The organism is Flagellimonas meishanensis, assembly GCF_019880545.1.
Taxonomy (GTDB): Bacteria; Bacteroidota; Bacteroidia; order Flavobacteriales; family Flavobacteriaceae; genus Flagellimonas; species Flagellimonas meishanensis.
This window is the reverse complement of record NZ_JAINVW010000003.1, coordinates 459,294-479,625: the sequence shown is the minus strand read 5'-3', so window position 1 is coordinate 479,625 and position 20,332 is coordinate 459,294. Positions and strand designations below refer to the sequence as shown.

Annotated in this window: 22 protein-coding genes; 8 read left to right on the top strand and 14 right to left on the bottom strand. The window is 43.9% G+C overall.

The genetic code is table 11. The features are described from left to right. Nucleotides 1–148 precede the first annotated feature (148 nt). From K7G75_RS10095 to K7G75_RS10050, 10 genes are all read right to left on the bottom strand, one after another. Nucleotides 149–964, bottom strand: coding sequence for a prohibitin family protein (locus K7G75_RS10095; RefSeq protein WP_222984127.1), 816 nt, complete (start codon nt 962–964; stop codon nt 149–151). Nucleotides 965–976: 12 nt separating this feature from the next. Then, nucleotides 977–3,010 carry a vWA domain-containing protein gene (locus K7G75_RS10090; protein WP_222984126.1) on the bottom strand — a complete coding sequence of 678 codons (2,034 nt, stop codon included), beginning with the start codon at nt 3,008–3,010 and terminating at the stop codon, nt 977–979. Between the two features lie 5 nt (nt 3,011–3,015). Beyond that, entirely contained in the window at nt 3,016–3,765 is a 750-nt protein-coding gene (gene fabG, locus K7G75_RS10085; protein WP_222984125.1) for a 3-oxoacyl-[acyl-carrier-protein] reductase, read from the bottom strand. Between the two features lie 107 nt (nt 3,766–3,872). Beyond that, entirely contained in the window at nt 3,873–4,745 is an 873-nt protein-coding gene (gene sucD, locus K7G75_RS10080) for a succinate--CoA ligase subunit alpha (protein ID WP_222984124.1), read from the bottom strand. A gap of 59 nt (nt 4,746–4,804) precedes the next feature. Then, on the bottom strand, nt 4,805–5,740 hold the full coding sequence (locus tag K7G75_RS10075; RefSeq protein ID WP_222984123.1) for a UDP-3-O-(3-hydroxymyristoyl)glucosamine N-acyltransferase: 936 nt from the start codon (nt 5,738–5,740) through the stop codon (nt 4,805–4,807). A 6-nt stretch (nt 5,741–5,746) separates the two neighbouring features. Then, nucleotides 5,747–6,313 carry an elongation factor P gene (efp, locus tag K7G75_RS10070; RefSeq protein ID WP_222984122.1) on the bottom strand — a complete coding sequence of 189 codons (567 nt, stop codon included), beginning with the start codon at nt 6,311–6,313 and terminating at the stop codon, nt 5,747–5,749. A 4-nt stretch (nt 6,314–6,317) separates the two neighbouring features. Next, on the bottom strand, nt 6,318–7,103 hold the full coding sequence (gene lpxA, locus K7G75_RS10065; RefSeq protein ID WP_222984121.1) for an acyl-ACP--UDP-N-acetylglucosamine O-acyltransferase: 786 nt from the start codon (nt 7,101–7,103) through the stop codon (nt 6,318–6,320). Continuing rightward, a complete protein-coding gene (locus tag K7G75_RS10060) occupies nt 7,104–8,513 on the bottom strand; it encodes a bifunctional UDP-3-O-[3-hydroxymyristoyl] N-acetylglucosamine deacetylase/3-hydroxyacyl-ACP dehydratase (RefSeq protein ID WP_222984120.1) in 1,410 nt (469 codons plus the stop codon). Next, entirely contained in the window at nt 8,497–9,528 is a 1,032-nt protein-coding gene (gene lpxD, locus K7G75_RS10055; RefSeq protein WP_222984119.1) for a UDP-3-O-(3-hydroxymyristoyl)glucosamine N-acyltransferase, read from the bottom strand. The genes K7G75_RS10060 and lpxD overlap by 17 nt, the downstream gene beginning before the upstream one ends. 23 nt (nt 9,529–9,551) lie before the next feature. Then, nucleotides 9,552–10,775, bottom strand: a complete 1,224-nt coding sequence (locus K7G75_RS10050; protein ID WP_222984118.1) for an HD domain-containing protein — start codon at nt 10,773–10,775, stop codon at nt 9,552–9,554. Nucleotides 10,776–10,811: 36 nt separating this feature from the next. Here K7G75_RS10050 and porX point away from each other — a divergent pair, with 36 nt between their 5' ends. From porX to K7G75_RS10025, 6 genes are all read left to right on the top strand, one after another. Then, entirely contained in the window at nt 10,812–12,356 is a 1,545-nt protein-coding gene (gene porX, locus K7G75_RS10045; protein ID WP_222984117.1) for a T9SS response regulator signal transducer PorX, read from the top strand. Nucleotides 12,357–12,362: 6 nt separating this feature from the next. Beyond that, nucleotides 12,363–12,779, top strand: a complete 417-nt coding sequence (gene tsaE, locus K7G75_RS10040; RefSeq protein WP_222984116.1) for a tRNA (adenosine(37)-N6)-threonylcarbamoyltransferase complex ATPase subunit type 1 TsaE — start codon at nt 12,363–12,365, stop codon at nt 12,777–12,779. A gap of 174 nt (nt 12,780–12,953) precedes the next feature. Then, nucleotides 12,954–13,088, top strand: coding sequence for a hypothetical protein (locus K7G75_RS14785; RefSeq protein ID WP_262420323.1), 135 nt, complete (start codon nt 12,954–12,956; stop codon nt 13,086–13,088). 92 nt (nt 13,089–13,180) lie between these two features. Next, nucleotides 13,181–13,723, top strand: coding sequence for a hypothetical protein (locus K7G75_RS10035; protein ID WP_222984115.1), 543 nt, complete (start codon nt 13,181–13,183; stop codon nt 13,721–13,723). Nucleotides 13,724–13,765: 42 nt separating this feature from the next. Beyond that, complete coding sequence (locus K7G75_RS10030; RefSeq protein ID WP_222984114.1) at nt 13,766–14,965, top strand: alanine dehydrogenase; 1,200 nt, start codon at nt 13,766–13,768, stop codon at nt 14,963–14,965. 5 nt (nt 14,966–14,970) lie between these two features. After that, a complete protein-coding gene (locus tag K7G75_RS10025) occupies nt 14,971–15,345 on the top strand; it encodes a DUF4258 domain-containing protein (protein ID WP_222984113.1) in 375 nt (124 codons plus the stop codon). On the opposite strand, the gene K7G75_RS10020 is transcribed toward K7G75_RS10025, so the two are convergent. After that, nucleotides 15,342–16,511, bottom strand: coding sequence for a proline dehydrogenase family protein (locus K7G75_RS10020; RefSeq protein WP_222984112.1), 1,170 nt, complete (start codon nt 16,509–16,511; stop codon nt 15,342–15,344). The genes K7G75_RS10025 and K7G75_RS10020 overlap by 4 nt on opposite strands. Before the next feature lie 90 nt (nt 16,512–16,601). On the opposite strand from K7G75_RS10020, the gene aroB reads away from it, so the two are divergent. Beyond that, nucleotides 16,602–17,657 (top strand): 3-dehydroquinate synthase, encoded by a 1,056-nt coding sequence (aroB, locus tag K7G75_RS10015; protein WP_222984111.1) that lies wholly within the window; start codon nt 16,602–16,604, stop codon nt 17,655–17,657. Nucleotides 17,658–17,754: 97 nt separating this feature from the next. Then, nucleotides 17,755–18,093 carry a hypothetical protein gene (locus K7G75_RS10010; RefSeq protein WP_222984110.1) on the top strand — a complete coding sequence of 113 codons (339 nt, stop codon included), beginning with the start codon at nt 17,755–17,757 and terminating at the stop codon, nt 18,091–18,093. Between the two features lie 7 nt (nt 18,094–18,100). Here K7G75_RS10010 and K7G75_RS10005 read toward each other — a convergent pair whose 3' ends face one another. From K7G75_RS10005 to K7G75_RS09995, 3 genes are all read right to left on the bottom strand, one after another. Further along, nucleotides 18,101–18,619 (bottom strand): DinB family protein, encoded by a 519-nt coding sequence (locus tag K7G75_RS10005; protein WP_222984109.1) that lies wholly within the window; start codon nt 18,617–18,619, stop codon nt 18,101–18,103. A 20-nt stretch (nt 18,620–18,639) separates the two neighbouring features. Further along, nucleotides 18,640–19,119, bottom strand: a complete 480-nt coding sequence (locus tag K7G75_RS10000) for an Lrp/AsnC family transcriptional regulator (RefSeq protein WP_055392737.1) — start codon at nt 19,117–19,119, stop codon at nt 18,640–18,642. Between the two features lie 90 nt (nt 19,120–19,209). Next, on the bottom strand, nt 19,210–20,322 hold the full coding sequence (locus K7G75_RS09995; protein ID WP_222984108.1) for a M14 family metallopeptidase: 1,113 nt from the start codon (nt 20,320–20,322) through the stop codon (nt 19,210–19,212). Nucleotides 20,323–20,332: the final 10 nt, after the last annotated feature.

Genomic DNA, 20,332 nt, shown 5'->3' with positions numbered 1-20,332 from the left:
CTTGATTTCTCAAACGGGTCAGCATATATTATTTCACATCAATACATCGCTATCTCGCTTGAGGGCAAGGATACAAATGATGATGTGTGTTGTTGTTTCTCATTTCACTCCAAAAGTAAAATATATTTTTTTATCAAAAAAGGGTTATTTAGTTATTTCCCAAAATTAACGGCAGGCCATCGTCGCCGGATCCGACAACGACAATCTTGGCATTGGGTGATTGTGCCAGCATCAGTGTGGCCTCAATTCCCTTGTCCTGCAAAATCTTATCGGTAAGGGAAGCGCTCAAAATCCTGTTTGCATCCGCCTTTCCCTGGGCCTCAATCCTAACCTTTTCGGCTTCTTTCTGGGCAGTTACCAGTCTGAACTCATACTCCAAGGACTCCTGTTCCTGCTTCAGCTTGCGCTCAATCGCCTCTTTTATGGTGTTGGGCAGCGTAACATCCCGCACCAAAATTTCATTCAATTGAATGTATTGGTCATCCACAATGGCTTTTGTTTCCTCAAATATTTCCTTTTGGATGGCGTCCCTTTTGCTGGAATATAATTGTTCTGGTGTATATCGGCCAACAACACTACGAGCTGCGGAGCGTATGGCTGGCAAAAGCACACGGTCCTTATACTGCTCGCTTTTTTCCTGGTGCAGTTTTCCCAATAGCTCATATTTTGGCTGAAACCAGGCGGAGGCATCCAATTGGATATCCAACCCGTTTGAGGACAACACCTTCATTTTTTCAAAAACCTCCTGTTGTCTCACCTCATAAACATAAACCTTGTTCCAGGGTGCCACTAGATGGAATCCCTCTCCCAGTGGAGGTTCATCGGTAACCACACCGCCACCAAATACCTTGTAGAGTACTCCTGCCTCACCTGAGCCTATGGTGACCGCTGATTTTGAAATGATGATGATAAGAAAAATAATGACCGCAATGGCCGGCAAAGCAATTTTTGGTAATCTATCCATGTGTATTCTATTTTATATTAGTCCGTTATATTTTCTGATGAACCATTCCGTAGCGAGGGCCATTGCAATCAATCCGAGTAGGATTCGGAAATCGATTAAAGATACGACATTTTGCCTGCTCTTTTGAATTGGGCGATATTGATCCACAGTGGACAAATCGGCAATCATGGTCCCAACATCTTTTGGAAGGTATATTTTCCCCTGGGTTCTTTGGGCAAGTTGCTCCAGTTTGCCATAATCGGCGGAAAACTGTTGTTTCTCGGGATTGAAATCCAAGATTTTGAATCGCCCGGAACGTTTTAGGTTTTCTTTTTCCACGACGATGGTGAAATTGTATTCCCCTGCTTCCAAATCACTTAGGTCAACTTCATAAAAGTTGCCCTTGAGCACCAAAGGCGACTCGCGCACAAAGCCATTGTCCAATCCCTGTATATTCATGGTAAGGGTCGCATTGGGATCAAACACATAGCTTTCATCAAAATATTGGGCGCTTATGTTTGCACTTTGGGCATTATCAAAAATGGGCGCATAATCAATATCTAGTCGACTTCTTTTAGAATTGTTTGAGAGATAAAGCATCAATTTTCCGATAAAATTATCAAAACGCTGAAAATTTCCATCATTTCGAAAAGTCTGCGCCCGCCATCTCCATATATTTTCCCCAAACAAGATGGCCTGCCTTTGTTTTTCGGGGGTAAGCACCGTAAAAAGTGGTATGTCCAATTCCAAGCCCCGTATTTTTTGAAAAAGAACAAATTGCACGTCTTCCTTAAATTCCAAATCTCCGAGATTGCCTTTGAGCGGTGGATACCTATCCACCTCAAAATCATCCAGACTGAACAGGCCAAATGTGTTGTTGCGAACTGGAAGTATGTCCTCCGTTTGACCTGTATTTTGGAACGTATACCCCTCTTGCGCCTGATTTAAAAAATTCCAATCCGTTTTTGTGCCGGCAATTGTGAAATGGCCCACCCCCGATTTCGCAATATGTTCATAGACATTGCGAAAGCTTCGGTTTGGTTGATAAAGCAGCAGAATATCCGCTTGTTCCAAATCCTGTGGAAGCAAATTGGGCTTTGCCACCGTTACAACACGTTGTTCATTGGATTCAATTGCCTTTTTCAATGCGCCAATATCCGGGTGAAGTATATCGGAAATGATGACCACATTGGTTTTCTCGTCTATTACCTCTACCGCCGTTTCTTTGACATTGTTAAATGGGTTTTTCTCATTTTCCAAGGCTTCCACCTGTACTTTTACGGATTTGATCCCCACATCCTTCGCATCCAATAGCGTGCTGAGGGTATGACTGTTGTTTGAAACAGTCAGATTGATGCGCTCCCTATAAACAGTGGTGCCATCAAGGGTAACAGTCACCGTTTTGGAAACAGGTACACGGCCGCTGTAATGGATATTGGCCTCTACAGGAAACTTATTTTTTAAAAAAGCATATCGGTTTGTATTCAAAAAACCTACCGAAAGATCTTGGTATTTGGTAGTATCCCCAACAACAACAGGATAAACAGCAAGATTTTTTGATGGGCTGAAATATTGGTAGTCCTTACCCAGCGTTTGATTACCGTCTGTTAAAAGTACCACCGCACTGGAATTATTCACAAAGATTTCATCCACTGCGCTAAGCGCATTCGTTATATCGGTATTTTTTTCCTCATACCACAGTGAATCTGTATCCTCCAACTTCTCGCCGAAGGCATATTGGTGCACAGAGAAACGATCGAGCAGGTCCGTGTTTGTCCTTATTTGGTCGATGATGTCCGCAACAATCCCATTCTGGGCTGCTTCTTTCATGGAATTGGAATCATCGACCAGTACGACCAAGTTGGGTTTTTCCAAAAAATAGTCGTTTGTGATGAACTGCGGGTTCACCAACAACAAAAAGAAGGAAAAAAGTGCCACAAAGCGGAGTGCGGCCAACAGGACCTTGAGGGATCCCTTTTTTCTGTCCTTATAAAAATATTGGTAAAATACTATGGTAAGCGCAGCAACGGCTGATAAAACAATTAAAAGTACCGTGCGTAAATCCATTCATTTTAGGTTAGCATGCCCCCATCCACATTCAATACTTGCCCAGTTACGTAATCCGAAAGATCGGAAGCTAGGAACAGACAGGCATTGGCGACATCCTCCGGCGACCCTCCGCGCTTCAATGGAATGGCATCCCTCCATCCCTGCACGGTTTTTTCATCCAATTTATCGGTCATTTCAGTTTCTATAAAACCAGGGGCTATGGCATTGCATCGTATGTTGCGTGATCCCAGCTCCAAGGCGACCGATTTGGTGAACCCTATCATCCCTGCTTTTGAGGCAGCGTAGTTAGTCTGTCCGGCATTACCCTTGACGCCCACCACACTACTCATGTTGATTATGGATCCCTTTCGCTGTTTCAGCATGGTGCGCTGCACGGCCTTTGTCATGTTGAAAACGGACTTCAGGTTGGTTTCGATCACTTGGTCAAAATCGTCCTCTCCCATGCGCATCAATAAATTATCCTTGGTAATCCCGGCATTGTTGATCAACACATCGATCCTTCCTTCAAAATCTTCCAAAACCTGAGCTATGAGGGCTTCCGACTCTTCAAAATTGGCCGCATTGCTCTTGTATGCCTTGGCTTTTACGCCCATATCGCTGAGTTCTTTTTCCAGTTCCCGGGCCGGAGCTTCACTTGAACTATAGGTGAATGCCACATTGGCACCATGTTTTGCAAATACTTGGGCTATCCCTTTTCCTATTCCCCTGCTTGCCCCAGTGATGATCACGTTTTTTCCTTCCAAAATTTTCATAAGGTGTCTTCGTTTGAATGGTTATCAATCAAATATAGTTGTTGTTTTAGGTTTTGCCGAAAAAAAATCCCGCTTTGCACGGGATTTAAAATAGTTTTAACGGTTTGTTATCCGACCACCTCTTTAACCTTGGCCCCAATTTCCGCAGGTGAATCCACAACATGGATTCCGCATTCCCGCATTATTCTTTTTTTCGCTTGGGCAGTGTCGTCACTTCCTCCAACAATGGCCCCGGCATGTCCCATGGTTCGTCCTGCTGGTGCCGTTTCCCCAGCGATGAACCCAACAATGGGTTTTTTGCTTCCGCTGGCCTTGTACCATTTCGCCGCATCACCTTCGAGCTGTCCCCCTATTTCGCCGATCATGACCACACATTCTGTCTCTGGATCATTGATCAAAAGTTCCACAGCTTCTTTGGTGGTGGTACCGATAATGGGATCTCCACCAATTCCAATGGCGGTAGTGATCCCCAATCCTTGCCGCACCACTTGGTCGGCGGCCTCATAAGTCAATGTACCTGATTTTGATACGATGCCCACGTTTCCTTTTTTAAACACAAACCCAGGCATAATGCCCACTTTGGCCTCACCGGGCGTTATGACCCCAGGACAATTGGGACCGACAAGGGTACAGTCCATGTCCTTAATATAATCATTGGCCTTGACCATATCCGCAACGGGGATGCCCTCTGTGATGGTAATAATGACTTTTATTCCGGCACTGGCGGCTTCCATAATGGCATCGGCCGCAAATGCTGGTGGAACAAAGATTATGGAGGTGTCAGCTCCCACCTGTTTCACGGCTTCTTCCACTGTGTTGAATACGGGTTTTCCCAAATGCTCCTGTCCACCTTTACCGGGCGTAACGCCCCCAACTACATTGGTGCCATATTCTATCATCTGTTCTGCGTGAAAGGTACCTTCACTTCCCGTAAAACCTTGTACTATTATTCTTGAATCTTTGTTTACCAAAACGCTCATAGCTTCAACTTAATTAGGTGCAAAAATATGGTTTGCGTGCATTTTGCACATTTATTTTTTTAATTCTTTTTCAGTTTTTCAAATATTTCTGGAATCCTTTTCACATGGGCTATTTGTTTCATTTTTTCCCGGGCTTCTTCTGCCGGGCTTCCAAAGTAGGTTTTGCCTCCTTCTAAGGACTTAGCTATTCCGGTCTGGGCGAGAACGACTGCCTTTTTACCGATGGTGATTCCACTGGTTACCCCTACCTGGCCCCATAGGGTAACTTCATCTTCAATGACCACACAGCCCGCTATGCCCACATGGGAAGCTATCAAACACTTTTTCCCAATCACGGTATCGTGCCCAACCTGAATCTGATTATCCAACTTAGCACCTTCCTTAATCGTCGTATCACCTGTAACCCCTCTATCGATGGTACAGGAGGCGCCAATATCCACATTGTCCTCAACCACCACTCTACCTCCGGACAGTAATTTATCAAAGCCCTCGGGTCTATTTTTATAATAAAAAGCGTCTGCGCCCAATATGGTACCTGCGTGAATGGTGACATTATTTCCAATTACGCAATTATCATAAATGGCCACATTGGGATGAATCACACAGTTCTTGCCTATTTTGACATGGTTGCCAATAAAAACATTGGGCTGTATTATGGTTCCCTCCCCAATTTGGGCCGTATCGGCAATCGAACTGTTCGAAGCTTTGAAAGGTTTAAAAAAATGGGTCAACTTGTTGAAATCCCTGAACGGGTCATCCGAAATGAGCAGTGCTTTTCCCAGAGGACAATCCACCTTTTTGTTGATCAACACCACCGAGGCTTTGGACTGCAATGCTTTGTCGTAGTACTTCGGATGGTCCACAAATACGATGTCACCTTCTTCAACCACGTGAATTTCGTTCATTCCAAGCACGGGGTAAGCGGGGTCGCCAACGTACTCGGCATTGATAATGTCAGCGATTTCCTTTAGGGTATGGATTTTTGGGAATTTCATTTCCCGTTATTCTTTTGCTCGTTCCAAATAGACACCCTTCTCTGTATCCACCTTTATTTTGTCCCCTTCATTGATGAAAAGCGGCACATTGATTCGGGCGCCGGTTTCCACTGTGGCGGGCTTGGTTGCATTGGTGGCGGTGTTGCCTTTTACACCGGGTTCGGCATGGGTGACTTCCAAAATGACACTGGCGGGCATTTCCACCGAAAGCGGCATATTATCCTCGGCATTGAAGATTATAGTCACCACTTCTCCCTCCTTCAAAAGGTCCGGTGCATCCAGGGCATCTTTTTGCAAAGAGATTTGGTTGTAATCATCCGTGTTCATGAAATGGAAGGTGTCGCCTTCGGGATATAAATATTGGTATGACCGCGTTTCCACACGGACATCCTCAATTTTATGTCCTGCAGAGAACGTATTGTCCACCACCTTGCCCGTGGTAACGCTCTTTAGTTTTGTACGCACAAAGGCAGGACCTTTGCCGGGTTTCACATGCAGGAACTCGATGATTTTATAGATATCATGATTATATCGGATGCAAAGTCCTTTTCGTATGTCAGAAGTGTTCGCCATATTTTTAGTTTGAACTGAAATAGCCTTTCATGATCCCTCGTTGGGAATCTCGTATAAATTGAAGAATCTCATCACGCTCCGGAGTTGCCTCCATCTCGGCTTCTATGATTGAAGCTGCCTGGGAGTTGTTATAGTTTCTTTGATACAGTATGCGATAGATATTCTGTATTTCCCTGATTTTATCGGACTCAAATCCCCTGCGTCTCAATCCCACCGAGTTAATGCCTACATAAGAAAGCGGTTCCCGTGCTGCCTTCACGTAGGGCGGAACATCCTTTCTCACCAAGGAACCCCCAGTCACAAAGGCATGATTGCCAATGGATACAAATTGATGCACGGCCACCATCCCGGCGAGTACCACATTCTGGCCAATGGTGACGTGGCCGGCCAAGGTGGAATTGTTACTGAAAATACATCCATCCCCAACAAAACAATCGTGTGCCACATGGCAATAGGCCATGATGAGACAATTGTTTCCAATGACCGTTTTCATGCGGTCGGCCGTCCCTTTATTTATAGTGGCACACTCCCTTATGGTGGTATTGTCGCCAATCTGTACCGTGGTCTCTTCTCCTTGATACTTTAGATCTTGTGGCATCGCAGATATGACTGCTCCCGGAAAAATATTGCAGTTTTTTCCGATACGGGCTCCCTCCATAATGGTCACGTTCGACCCTATCCATGTACCCTCGCCAATGGTGACATTATTATGGATGGTGGTAAAGGGTTCAATAACCACGTTTTTGGCAATTTTTGCCCCAGGGTGTACGTAGGCCAATGGTTGATTCATCTAGTTTCCTTTTACTTTGGTGATTTGCGCCATTATCTCTGCTTCTGAAACCAATCTGCCATTGGCATAGGCGCGTGCCTGCATTTGACAAATTCCCCTACGAATGGGTGACATTAAGTCCAATTTGAAAATCAATGTGTCGCCTGGCACCACCTGTTGCTTATATCGTACATTATCTATCTTTAAAAGATAGGTCAAATAGTTTTCGGGGTCTGGGACCGTGCTCAAGACCAAAATTCCTCCCGTTTGTGCCATGGCCTCTATCTGAAGTACGCCGGGCATTACGGGTGCCCCTGGAAAATGCCCTACAAAAAAGGGCTCGTTCATGGTGACATTTTTCACCCCGATTACGTGCTCCTCAGAAAGCTCCATGATTTTATCCACTAATAAAAATGGTGGTCTGTGCGGAAGCATTTCCATTATTTGGTTGATGTCCTTTACGGGGGTTGCATGTAAATCGACATCCGGAACGGAATTGCGGCGTTCTTGTTTTATGATTTTTTGCAGTTTTTTGGCAAATTGAGTGTTTACAAAATGACCCGGTTTATTGGCAATGACCTTACCACGGATTCGAGTTCCCGTAAGCGCCAGGTCGCCTATCACATCCAATAGTTTATGGCGTGCGGCTTCATTCGGATGGTGCAGGGTCAGGTTATCCAGTATCCCGTTCGGTTTTACGGATAGTTTTTCTTTTTTGAAAGCTTTTTCAAGCTTTTTCATTGTGGATTCTGAGATTTCCTTATCCACATAAACAATCGCATTGTTCAGGTCTCCCCCTTTGATGAGCCCATGTTCCAAAAGCATCTCCAATTCGTGGAGAAAGCTAAAAGTGCGCGCATCGGCTATCTCTGTCTTGAACTCCGACAAATTTTCCAGGGTGGCATTTTGTGTGCCCAGCACCTTGGTGCCAAAATCGACCATGGTCGTTACTTGGTAATTTTCTGAGGGAATCACCGTAATCTCGCTGCCGGTTGCATCATCTTTATAGGAAATCACATCCTTCACCACATATTCCTCCCGTTCCATTTGCTGTTCCACAATGCCTGCTTCTTCCAATGCCTTCACAAAAAACTTGGCAGAACCATCCATTATTGGGGGCTCAGGAGCGTCCAACTCGATAAGCACATTATCAATGTCCAGCCCTACAAGTGCAGCCAAAACATGCTCTGATGTTTGGATTTTCACTCCGTTTTTTTCCAGATTTGTGCCGCGCTGTGTGTTCACCACATAACTGGCATCGGCTTCAATTATGGGTTCTCCTTCCAGGTCCACCCTTTTAAAGGCGAATCCATGGTTTTCCTCAGCGGGAATAAATGACATGGTGACGTTTTCACCCGTGTGCAACCCCACACCTTGCAGGGTCACTTTGTTCTTGATTGTACGTTGCTTGGTACTAGTCTTCTCCACCATCAATCTTTTTTTCTACTTTGGTGATTTTATTAACCAGTTTTGGTAAGTTCTTAAAGTGTACATATGATTTATTGAAGTCTCCATAATTCAAAGCGGGCGATCCCTGGAGCACTTCATCATCCTTTACATTTCTTCCGATACCAGACTGCGCTTGAATTTTTACACGATCTCCAATGGTAATGTGGCCCACAATACCCACTTGCCCTCCTATAAGGCAGTGCTTTCCTATTTTGGTTGAGCCTGCAATACCAGTTTGGGCTGCAATTGCCGTGTGTTCCCCGATCTCCACATTGTGCGCAATTTGAATCTGGTTATCCAATTTGACGCCTTTTCTGAGAATGGTGGAACCCAGGGTGGCCCTATCAATGGTGGTTCCGGCACCCACATCCACATGGTCTTCCAAAATTACATTTCCCGTTTGTGGGACCTTGCTATATTCCCCATTTTCATTTGGTGTGAACCCAAAGCCATCCGCTCCTATGATTGCACCACTGTGGATAACACAACTGTTGCCAATAATGGATTCGGAATAAATCTTTGCCCCGGCAAAAACAAGAACATTGTCCCCGAGGGTTACATTATCCCCGATATATACGTTCGGATAAATTTTCACATGTTTCCCAATCCGGACATTTTCACCTAAATAGGAAAAGGCACCCAGATAGAAACCTTCACCGTAGGTGGCACTTTCTGACACAAAGGAAGGGCTTTCTATGCCTACCTTGTTGTTTTTCACCTGATTGTAGTATTCCAGCAATTTGGAAAAAGACTTATAGGCATCTTCCACTTTGATGAGGGTAGTGGTCAAATTTTGTTCTGGGATGAAGTCTTTGTTCACAATGGTTATGGAAGCCTTTGTGGAATAAATGTAGTGGGTATATTTTGGGTTTGCCAAAAAAGTAAGGGAACCCTTTTCCCCTTCCTCAATTTTTGACAATTTATGAACAGCTATTTGAGGATTTCCCTCAACCTCTCCCTCTAAAATTCCGGCAATTTGGGTAGCTGTAAATTTCATCTGTGCAAAAGTAACAAAATTTGTTAAACGGCATTCTTGGGATAGCAACTGAAATATTTCGTCACGGTCTGTGAAAGTGCCTTGGAACTGAATTGGTCGGATTCCTTCAACACATCGGTGACCTTACCACTTTTTTTAAGAATCTTTATCTGTTGGTTTTGGTTGTAGGTCTTATTGGTGATTTCCCCATGAAAAACAAAATAGCCTGCCTCTTCCTCCGTAAGCCCCTTTCTCTTCATACATGCATCCAGCCTGTGCTTTAACCACTCACTGTCAATAGGTCCTTTTTTTATTTTGATTTTCAGCAGCTTTCGGTTGAGCAACATCTGGCACAATCTGGAAAGTATAAAATCCTCATGGTGTTGCCACGATTTGATGGCTCCCAGGATATCAACATCATCCAGCTGTGCAAATTTTTCAAGGAACTTTGAGCTCGCTGCCAAGGGTTTTTCCTGCTTTAGAAAGAAAATCAGCGGTTCACTACCCTGGATTGAGACATTGTTGCCCAACAAGGTCCGGACGCGTTGCACAATGCGTATAAGCAATTGTTCTGCCATAAGACCGGTTTTGTGAAGGTACACTTGCCAATACATGAACCTTCTGGCCATCAGGAACTTTTCAATGGCGTAGATCCCCTTTTCCTCCACCACAAGATCACCATCCACCACATTGAGCATGGAAATGAGCCGCTCGGAGTTGATATTGCCCTCGGTGACCCCGGCATAAAAACTGTCTCGCTTCAAATAATCCAAGCGATCCATATCCAATTGGCTGGACACCAACTGGTTCAAGAAAGGTTTCGCATATTCACCCTTAAAAATGGAAATGCCCGTTTGCAATCTCCCACCGAAATGCTCATTCAGTTCCTTCATGAACTCCAAGGAAATCTGCTCGTGGGTAAGGCCCTCTACCAAAGAGCCTTCCAGGGCATGGGAAAATGGCCCATGACCTATATCATGGAGCAAGATGGCACACAAAAGCCCCATTTCCTCTTCCTCGGTAATCTCTATTCCCTTCCTCCTCAAAATCTCAATGGCCTTGGTCATTAAATGCATGCTGCCCAGCGCATGATGAAATCGGGTGTGGTGCGCTCCGGGATAGACCAAAAAAGACATGCCCATCTGCGAAATTCGGCGTAACCTTTGGAAATGGGAATGCTCGATCAGGTTGAAAATAAGTTCGTTGGGTGTTCCAATAAAACCGTAAATTGGATCGTTGAAAAATTTAAGCTTATTGGTTAGCGCCAAGTAGTTTCGATTTAATGCTGTAAAGATAATCACTATATGAACAAGATTACAATTCTTTGGGTCGATGATGAAATTGACCTACTGAAGCCCCATATCCTTTTTTTGGAAAACAAGAATTACAAGGTGGTGACGAGCCAGAGCGGACAGGATGCCCTTGAAGAATTGGGACAGGCCACTTTCGACATTGTTTTTTTGGATGAGAACATGCCCGGCATTTCAGGGCTGGAGACCTTAACTGAAATCAAAAAAATTGATTCTTCCCTACCAGTCGTCATGATAACCAAAAGTGAGGAGGAATACATCATGGATGAAGCGATAGGTTCAAAGATTGCCGATTATCTCATCAAACCTGTCAATCCCAACCAAATATTGCTGTCCTTGAAAAAAAGCTTGGACAATTCACGATTGGTCTCGGAAAAAACAACGGCAAATTACCAACAGGAATTTCGCAAGATAGCGATGGACCTTTCCATGGTAAATTCCTGCGAGGAATGGGCTGAACTGTACAAAAAACTCATTTATTGGGAATTGCAATTGGAGGAAATTGAGGATTCCGGGATGTTCGAGATCTTGGAATCGCAAAAGGTAGAGGCCAACCTGCAATTCAGCAAGTTTGTGGACAAGAATTACCCTTCTTGGTTCTCCAATGGCAAAGGACCGATCATGTCGCATACCCTATTCCAAAAGAAAATAAGGCCGGAATTGGAGCACGGCAAGACCCTTTTGGTGGTAATCGACAATCTTAGGTACGACCAATGGCTAGCTTTTGAGGAAACCTTGGGCGTACATTACAAAAAGAAACAGGAGATGTCCTATTTTAGCATTCTTCCGACTGCTACCCAATATGCCAGAAATGCACTTTTCTCAGGAATGATGCCTTTGGATATGGAAAAAAGATACCCCAACTGGTGGAAAAACGATACCGATGAAGGGGGCAAAAATCTTTTCGAGGCAAATTTTCTTGAAGAACAGCTGAAAAGGTTGGGATTAGACCTAAAGTGGGAATATCATAAAATAAACAACCTCAAGCAAGGAAAGCAGCTGGCCCAAAATTTCAAGTCGCAGAAAAGCAATGACCTAACGGTGGTGGTATACAATTTTGTGGATATGCTCTCGCATTCCAAGACCGAAATGGAGGTGGTAAAAGAGCTGGCCGCAAACGACAAGGCCTATAGGTCACTGACACTGAGCTGGTTCAAAAACTCTCCCTTATTGGAGATCATACAGCAGGCCCAGATGTTGGGTATGAAGTTGATATTGACAACAGATCATGGCACCATCAACGTGAAACAACCCTCCAAGGTAATAGGTGATCGTGAAACTAGCCTCAACCTTAGATACAAGACGGGCCGAAGCCTCACCTATGAGGACAAGGACGTGTTGGCGAGCAAAAATCCCCAAGAGATCTATTTGCCCAACATTAACCTGAGCAGCAGTTTCATCTTTGCCAAGAACGATCTTTTCTTCGCCTATCCCAATAATTATAACCACTATGTGAGCTATTACCGAAATACCTATCAGCATGGCGGTGTTTCCCTTGAAGAAATGATTGTTCCTTTTGTAGTTTTGGAGGCAAAATAACAACAAGTGAAAAAACAGTTCAACCTATCTGGGATTGACGGGGTGGCCAAGGCCATCGTAGCGCATGCCCGGTATAAAGTTCTGTGCTTCCACGGTGAAATGGGAGCTGGAAAAACTACCCTGATCAAAGCCCTTCTAAAAAATCTTGGCGCTCAGGATATGGGCAATAGCCCAACATTTGGTTTGGTAAATGAATATCATGATGCCCATGGGAATCTGTTGGCCTTTCATTTTGACTTTTATAGGATTAATGATGAATCCGAGGCCCTGGACATGGGCTGGGACGATTACCTGAACACACACGCCTGGATTTTTGTGGAATGGCCAGAAAAGATTCCTTCGCTCCTTCCGGAAGATGTCCTGGACATACATATTCACTTTATCGATGAAAACACCCGCTCAGTCGAGTTTAATGTTGATTGAAGCATATTCCACATATCTTTTTAAGGAATTTCGATGAACGGTCCAAATGTCGATGAAAGGGCGCTTTTTTTAGTCAAAACGCAAATTTTATCGACAAAGAACATTGTAGGTCGGGAATTTTTCCTACATTTGTTCTTGAAATGAATTCATTTATTAACCAAAAACTCTTTTACGATGAACACTAAAAGACTATTTTTTGGATTATTGGCTGTTGCTTTCTTGGCTATGACTGCAGTATCTACTACCGCAGTTGATTTTGAGGATGATCAAACAGTTAGTATTGAGAAAAAGAAGATTAGAAAGCTATAATTTTTTAATCTTAACCTTTTAAATGACCCTGTAAACAACGCAGGGTCATTTTTTTTTGCAATAAATTCATGATTTTTATGTTATCATGAGTGATGAGCGATAAACGGAAGATTCGGAAAAAACTAATTCTGGAAGGGTTATTTGCATTTTTGATTGCCATAACCCCCATTCTTTTTTATTGGTACAAGTACATTTCTGAAGGTGTAGATTCCTGGACATTTTTGTGGATAGAGTTCACCAACAACGGTTTTAACGATGTTGGCGAGGCGTTCTATTACTATTTCAATAAGATTGTCCCGCTTTTGCTTTTGGTGGTATGGTTCATTACCTGTAAGAACTGGTGGTACTATGTGATCTTGATTCCCATTTCCATGTACAGCTTTCAACTGTTCGCTGTTCTCACCTTCGATTCCAACATCGTGGATGAAAACGAAATAATGTATGTTATCGCCGTAACCATGGTTGTAGTTCCTGTGGTTTACTTTATTCGATTGAAACTGGTGGACAAACATGTACACGGCATAGACCTGGATGCCATGGATGCCGAACTCCAAATACTCAAGGAAAAGGAGGAATTGCGCAAAGAAAGGGAGAAACTGGAGCAGCGTCAAAAGACCCTTTCAAAAAAAATGTAAATTTGTCTTTAATCCCTATTGGGATACCATGATTTGCATTGTATGAACCAACCAGCTTCCCCCTTCAGCAAACAGCAGCTTTTACCCCAAGAAGAAACCCTGGAAATTCTCAAACAAAAGGGAGAACTTTTTATAGGCATCCCAAAAGAACAACAATATCAAGAGAAAAGGATTTGCCTAACTCCCGATGCCGTAAATGCCATTACGGCCCATGGCCATAGGGTGTTGATAGAATCCGGGGCCGGGGAGGGTGCCAATTTTTCGGATTTGGAATATACCAAGGCCGGTGCGGAGATAACCCGCGACACCAAAAAAGTATTCTCTTGCCCCCTGATATTGAAAGTGGAGCCCCCTACCCTTTCAGAAATTGATTTGATCAATCCCCAGACCATAATCATTTCTGCCCTACAGATCAAAACCCAAAACAAGAATTTTTTTGAGGTAATGGCCAAAAAAAGGTTAACGGCCATTGCCTTCGAGTACATTCGTGATGAGGACGGCAATTATCCAGCGGTGCGATCGCTGAGCGAGATAGCCGGGATATCATCCATTCTGATTGCTTCCGAACTGATGGCCACGACAAGTAAGGGCAACGGGTTGATGTTCGGCAATATCAGCGGTGTACCACCTGTGGAAGTGGTAATCATCGGTGCAGGAACCGTTGGTGAGTTTGCAGCCCGTTCCGCATTGGGCCTTGGGGCAAACATCAAGGTTTTTGACAATTCCATTACCAAACTCCGAGATCTTCAGACAAGATTGAACAGGACCATATATACCTCTACCATCCAGCCAAAAAATCTTTTAAAATCGCTAAAGCGGTGCGATGTGGCCATTGGGGCTGCCCGGGGTAAGGATCGTTCTCCCATAGTGGTTTCGAGTACCATGGTGGAGAGCATGAAAAAAGGGGCTGTGATCATTGATGTTAGCATAGATACTGGCGGTTGTTTTGAGACCTCGGAGGTGACCAGTCACAACAAACCGATCATAGAAAAGTTTGGGGTGATCCACTACGGCGTTCCCAATATCCCATCACGCTATCCAAGGACCTCATCCATTTCCATTAGCAACATTTTTACCCCTTATTTGCTCAAAATTGGGGAAGATGGGGGGCTGGAACATTCACTTCGGTTTGATAAAGGGTTGCGGAACGGTCTCTATATGTACCACGGCATTTTGACGAACAAGTCGGTTGGGGAATGGTTCAGTCTCAACTACAGCGACATTAACTTTCTTATTTTTTAGGATTTATGGCATTTTTAAGGCGTTTGGGCTGGTATCTGGTGGGGCTCTCCATTGGCATTGTATTTCTGGTTTTCTTTTTGAAGAAGAAATCCGGGGAAAATGGTATCGAGTTTTGTTATTTCCCCAACTGCCGAGTATTGAAAGACATGCGTTCCAAGCCGTTGCATTTTGGTGATGATTTGCCGCTTACCTATCATGACACCCTTTTGATACAATCTTTCCTGCGGGAAGGCAACATCGATTTTGGAAAGAGTGATACCAAATCCGAACCCTGCAAAACCTATTTCATCAACCAAAATTCAGAGGGAGGGCATATGGAATTGGTTGCCCAAAATTGCCTTGACAAGGTTATTGTACAAAGCGTGCACATCAAAAACTAGTGCAGTTCCCTACGCTTTTTTTCCTTTTGGAGCAAGGCAAGCTCCCTTGACGTCTGTCCTGCCACCGAAGTATTCTCCTCTGCCCTTCTGATAAGATACGGCATTACATCCCGAACCGGTCCATAAGGCAAATATTTGGACACATTATAACCCGATTCTGCCAGATTGAATGTTATATGGTCGCTCATGCCATAGAGCTGTCCGAACCATATGTTGGGGTTGGAAAGCTTCAGCTTTTTGGCTTCCATCTGTGCTATCAACCGGTGGCAGCTTTCCTCGTTGTGCGTGCCCGCGTAAATGGAAATTTGGTCCAAATGGTCCATGATATAGTCGATGGCAGCATTGAAATTATCGTCAGTGGCTTTTTTCGAAGCGCAAATCGGCGTTGCATAACCATGTTCTTTGGCGCGTTCGTTTTCCTTTTCCAAATAGGCCCCACGCACAACTTTTACCCCAATTTTGAAATCTTCTTGCTCGGCAGTTTTATGCAACTCCCTAAGATAGTCCATACGGTCCCAGCGGTACATTTGCAAGGTGTTGAAAACTACCGCTTTTTTCTTATTGTACTTGCGCATCATCTGGAGTGCCAGATCATCGGCCGCCTTTTGCATCCAACTTTCTTCCGCATCGATCAATAGTGAAACATCAAGGTCATATGCCTTTTTGCAAACTTGTTCATACCTGTTGACAATCCTTCCCCATGCTGCGGTTTCCTCAGGGTTTAACGCAATCCCCTCACTAACCTTCTGATAAAGTTGAAAGCGACCAAACCCAGTTGGTTTAAAAACCGCAAAGGGAATGGCATCTTTTTCCTTTACAAAATCCAAGATTTCCAGCGTCTTTGCCAGGGCGTTGTCAAACTGATTGTCCACTTCCTTGCCTTCCACAGAATAATCGAGAATGGAGTGAACTCCTTTTTCGTACATTCTGTCAATTATCGGCAAACAGTCCTCCTCACTGACCCCGCCACAAAAATGGTCGAACACTGTGGCACGGATTAATCCCTCGATGGGCAGGTGCGTCTTAATGGCAAAATTGGTCACTGCGGTCCCTATTTTTACCAAGGGCTCATTGGCAATAAGTTTGAAAAGAAAGTAGGCACGTTCCAGTTCAGAGTCAGTTTTCAATTGAAACGCTATTGCAGTATTCTCAAAATTTGGAGCCATTATTATGAATCTTTTAACGAATCAAATATAAGTCGGTAAATCGAAAAAAAATCTATAAAATAATCTTTATTTAGCGGGGTAAAAAGTACTATGGAATCCATTGCGTCCCATTCATACGAGGTACATTTGGAGGAGCTGGCCCTGGCTGCCTTACAGCAACATGTTGCCAAAAGCGGCTATTCCAAAATCTTTATGTTGGTTGATGAAAATACCAAAAAACACTGTCTGCCCATTTTTGACCAAAAGATGGGCATTCCCATTGACCAACTCCTTGAAATCCATTCCGGTGAAGTGAACAAAAACATCTCCACCTGTGTGAAGGTGTGGGAAGCCATGTCCAAAGGCGATGCGGACCGAAAAAGCCTTTTGATCAATTTAGGCGGTGGCGTGTTAACGGATCTTGGCGGATTTGTGGCCTCCACCTATCAACGGGGCATAGATTTCATAAACATTCCCACCACCCTGCTTTCCATGGTCGATGCTTCCATTGGTGGCAAGACTGGAGTGGACCTGGGTTCCCTTAAGAACCAAATAGGTGTCATCAATCAGCCAATAATGGTGCTGATATTCCCCGAATTCCTTAAAACCCTTGAACAAAGACAACTGACCAGTGGATATGCCGAGATGCTTAAACATGGGCTGATACGGGATGCATCCTATTGGAAATCATTGCGGGAGACAGTGGATTATGGTGATGCTGCCTGCATTCAAAAATCCATAGCCATAAAAAATGAAGTGGTACTGGAAGATCCCACCGAAAAAGGACTGCGCAAAATTTTGAATTTTGGGCACACCTTGGGGCATGCCATAGAATCGTACTGCTTGGAGAGTCCCCAGCGAAAAACATTACTACATGGTGAGGCCATTGCAATTGGGATGATTTTGGAGGCCTACCTGTCCCATGAGTTGAGGGGTCTTTCAAAACTTTCCCTTGAAGAAGTTAAGAACACTTTCTTACAGCATTTTGAACGGGTCGCGTTTGATGTGGATGACATCGATTCCATTTTGAGGTTGTTACGCTACGACAAAAAAAATACCCATGGCAATATAAATTTTGTGCTCCTCCAGGCCATTGGTGAGGCGGTTACCGATGTTAAAGTTCCCGATGATTTGCTGTTAAAAGCCTTTGCATACTACAAAGAATAAACGGTACACATACTAAAACTTCCTGGTTTACAACTCTTTGAAATGGGCTGTGCCAAAATTTTATAGCTTAGGATTGGTAACCTAAAAACCAACCCTTATGAAACGTATAATAATCGACTACAAGAAGTTGGACCATGAGACCGCAGCGGCTTTGATCGATTCCTACCCCTATGGTTATGGGGATGAGGACATCATCGTTTTGAGAAAACCAAATGGGGAAATCATCGAAGCTGTGGAGGTGAAAACTGCCGACACCATCTATTTGGTAAAAATAAGCAAGAGCTTATCCAATTTCATAGCCAATTTTGAGGAAGCAATAGAGAAGGAGCTTTCCCAGAATCAATCCAAGGAATTGGCGGCAAGTATTGACGAACCCGGTCTGGATTCCAATGATTTTGAGATCAGCCCGGATCTGGACGATGATGGCATTTTTTGATAAAAGGTTATAAATAACGCTCGCTGATTATTTTCAAATGGTGAGCCTGATGTCCACTGATGATGAATCCCAAGGCGCGGACACTCATCTGTGATCCACTGGCCACTCCTACCCGCTTCAGCATATCATCCGTGAATGATTTGAAGAGCTGGATCGTGGATTCCCGAACCGCTTTGTACTCCTCCAATAATTCCTGCTTTTTCCTGCTATTGGCTTCACTGGCTGGTACATAATTATCATGGTCAAACCCTGGCAGTGGGGTTTTGTCCATTCTGGCAAAGCGCAACGCTCTATATTGAAACACCCGCTCTGCATCCATTATATGTACGCATAATTCCGCAATTGTCCACTTGCCGGGCGCATAGGCATACCTCAACTTTTCGTCCGTTATGTCTTGGATTAATTTCAGAAACCTATCCTTCCCCAAAACAAGCTCTTCATTAAGGGTAGTATCCTCTTGTATTGCAAGGATGTAGTTGTGATAAAACGGATTGTATTCCGAAGTAGGTAAGTCCGAACGTTTCATGATTTTACAAAAATACCCCGTTAAAGCTCATTGAATATGGTGTGCATCAACCGTTTTTTATCATTGATGCTCTCTTCGAGGGAAATCATGGTTTCCGTGCGGCTGATACCGTCTATATCATCAATCTTAAAAATGATGTTTTTGGCATGCGTGGTGTCCTTTGCCCTGATCTTGCAAAAAATATTGAATTTTCCTGTGGTAATGTGGGCCACGGTAACGTATGGAATTTGATTGAGCCGTTCCAACACAAACTTGGTCTGATGTGTCTTTTCCAGAAAAATACCCACATAGGCGATGAAGGAATACCCAAGTTTAACGTAATCCAAGGTGAGTGAAGAACCTTTGATGATACCAGATTCCTCCATTTTCTTGACCCTCACGTGAACCGTCCCCGCAGAAATCAACAACTTTTTGGCTATATCGGTAAAAGGCGTCCTGGTATTGTCAATCAACATATCCAGAATCTGATGGTCTATTTCGTCTAGTTTTACTTTGCTCATGGTTTCACAATTTTCATCAAATTTAGTGAATTAAGAAAATAAGTTTAATAAAAATGCTCTTTTTTTGAACAAAGTGCAAGAAATAAAACATTACCTTTTTCCCGCTGAAAGAACCAAGTTGAGCACCTCAGGAACCGCAGATAAAGCATTCATGTCCGAAGCATGTGCACAATCGTACCGTTTATGGCCAAAGTGGCCTTCAAGATGTTCAATGGCCTTTACTTCGGGTTCAAAGCGAATTTTTCCATCATGCAGGACTTCCTTGAATTGGATGCCAAGATCTACACCAGTCCCAAGATTTGGATTGACGGCACCCGCGTTCTTTACCAACACGTCGTAATAAAGCTTCTCATTTTCTGGGATATTGAAGTATTCATTCACATCAAATTCTTCAACTGCTTTTATGGCAATGGTTTTTAAGGCTTCCAACAGCGCATAAAAAATATATTCCCTTGTTTTTTCACGACCATAATCTTCAGGGGAATGGCCGGCTTCAAACAAAACTGTTGGGGCGCCCAACATTTGAAACGTGTCCCCCACGCAGTTTTCATTAAAGGTGTCATCGTACCGCCCTACTTGTTCCGGAATTTTGGATTGCAACAGGGAGTTCATCGCAACAATGAGCCGCATGGATGCTTCCCTTACAGGAGTTACCTCCCTCTGCGGGTCGCTTGCAGGGGATAAAAAGGACACCGTGGCGGGTCTGTTGGTTTTTCCAGCACTGAAGATTGTCCGCTGATCGTGCAGATTAAAACAGAAACTTGGCCGGAAATCATCAAAAGCCGTTCTCAAAACCCTACTTTCTGGCTGTGTCAAGTCCTTTGCATCTCGGTTAAGGTCAATTCCATTGGCGTTCTCCCGGGTATAGAGTGCTGCGCCATCTGGGTTTAGCAATGGAATGATGAGCAGCGTACATCGGTCCAAAATAATATCCCTTAGCCGGCTCGGAGCAAGCAAATAATTGACCAGGTCCAATACAGCCTTTGTCGTTGTTGATTCATTTCCGTGCATTTGGGACCACATCAGGATTTTTTCATTTCCATTGCCCAAAGAAATTCCATTTATAATTGTCCCATTCACTGAAACTCCCATGCCGAGCAAGGATGACTTGTCGAGTTTCGGAATCCATACTCTTTGCAAATGCTCCAAAGTCACATATCTGCCCGTTACCGAGTGCTCCTTGAAAAGTGAATGGTCAATCATATCATAAGCG

Excerpts from the sequence above, each read along its gene's own strand:
- aroB (WP_222984111.1), top strand. The coding sequence starts at position 16,602 with ATGGAATCCATTGCGTCCCATTCATACGAGGTACATTTGGAGGAGCTG.
- lpxA (WP_222984121.1), bottom strand. The coding sequence starts at position 7,103 with ATGAATCAACCATTGGCCTACGTACACCCTGGGGCAAAAATTGCCAAA.
- K7G75_RS10060 (WP_222984120.1), bottom strand. The coding sequence starts at position 8,513 with ATGGTGGAGAAGACTAGTACCAAGCAACGTACAATCAAGAACAAAGTG.
- porX (WP_222984117.1), top strand. The coding sequence starts at position 10,812 with ATGAACAAGATTACAATTCTTTGGGTCGATGATGAAATTGACCTACTG.
- K7G75_RS10095 (WP_222984127.1), bottom strand. The coding sequence starts at position 964 with ATGGATAGATTACCAAAAATTGCTTTGCCGGCCATTGCGGTCATTATT.
- K7G75_RS10000 (WP_055392737.1), bottom strand. The coding sequence starts at position 19,119 with ATGAGCAAAGTAAAACTAGACGAAATAGACCATCAGATTCTGGATATG.
- K7G75_RS10075 (WP_222984123.1), bottom strand. The coding sequence starts at position 5,740 with ATGAAATTCCCAAAAATCCATACCCTAAAGGAAATCGCTGACATTATC.
- lpxD (WP_222984119.1), bottom strand. The coding sequence starts at position 9,528 with ATGAAATTTACAGCTACCCAAATTGCCGGAATTTTAGAGGGAGAGGTT.
- K7G75_RS10030 (WP_222984114.1), top strand. The coding sequence starts at position 13,766 with ATGAACCAACCAGCTTCCCCCTTCAGCAAACAGCAGCTTTTACCCCAA.
- K7G75_RS10020 (WP_222984112.1), bottom strand. The coding sequence starts at position 16,511 with ATGGCTCCAAATTTTGAGAATACTGCAATAGCGTTTCAATTGAAAACT.
- K7G75_RS09995 (WP_222984108.1), bottom strand. The coding sequence starts at position 20,322 with ATGATTGACCATTCACTTTTCAAGGAGCACTCGGTAACGGGCAGATAT.
- K7G75_RS14785 (WP_262420323.1), top strand. The coding sequence starts at position 12,954 with ATGAACACTAAAAGACTATTTTTTGGATTATTGGCTGTTGCTTTCTTG.
- K7G75_RS10025 (WP_222984113.1), top strand. The coding sequence starts at position 14,971 with ATGGCATTTTTAAGGCGTTTGGGCTGGTATCTGGTGGGGCTCTCCATT.
- efp (WP_222984122.1), bottom strand. The coding sequence starts at position 6,313 with ATGGCGAACACTTCTGACATACGAAAAGGACTTTGCATCCGATATAAT.
- fabG (WP_222984125.1), bottom strand. The coding sequence starts at position 3,765 with ATGAAAATTTTGGAAGGAAAAAACGTGATCATCACTGGGGCAAGCAGG.
- K7G75_RS10010 (WP_222984110.1), top strand. The coding sequence starts at position 17,755 with ATGAAACGTATAATAATCGACTACAAGAAGTTGGACCATGAGACCGCA.
- K7G75_RS10005 (WP_222984109.1), bottom strand. The coding sequence starts at position 18,619 with ATGAAACGTTCGGACTTACCTACTTCGGAATACAATCCGTTTTATCAC.
- K7G75_RS10090 (WP_222984126.1), bottom strand. The coding sequence starts at position 3,010 with ATGGATTTACGCACGGTACTTTTAATTGTTTTATCAGCCGTTGCTGCG.
- sucD (WP_222984124.1), bottom strand. The coding sequence starts at position 4,745 with ATGAGCGTTTTGGTAAACAAAGATTCAAGAATAATAGTACAAGGTTTT.
- K7G75_RS10035 (WP_222984115.1), top strand. The coding sequence starts at position 13,181 with ATGAGCGATAAACGGAAGATTCGGAAAAAACTAATTCTGGAAGGGTTA.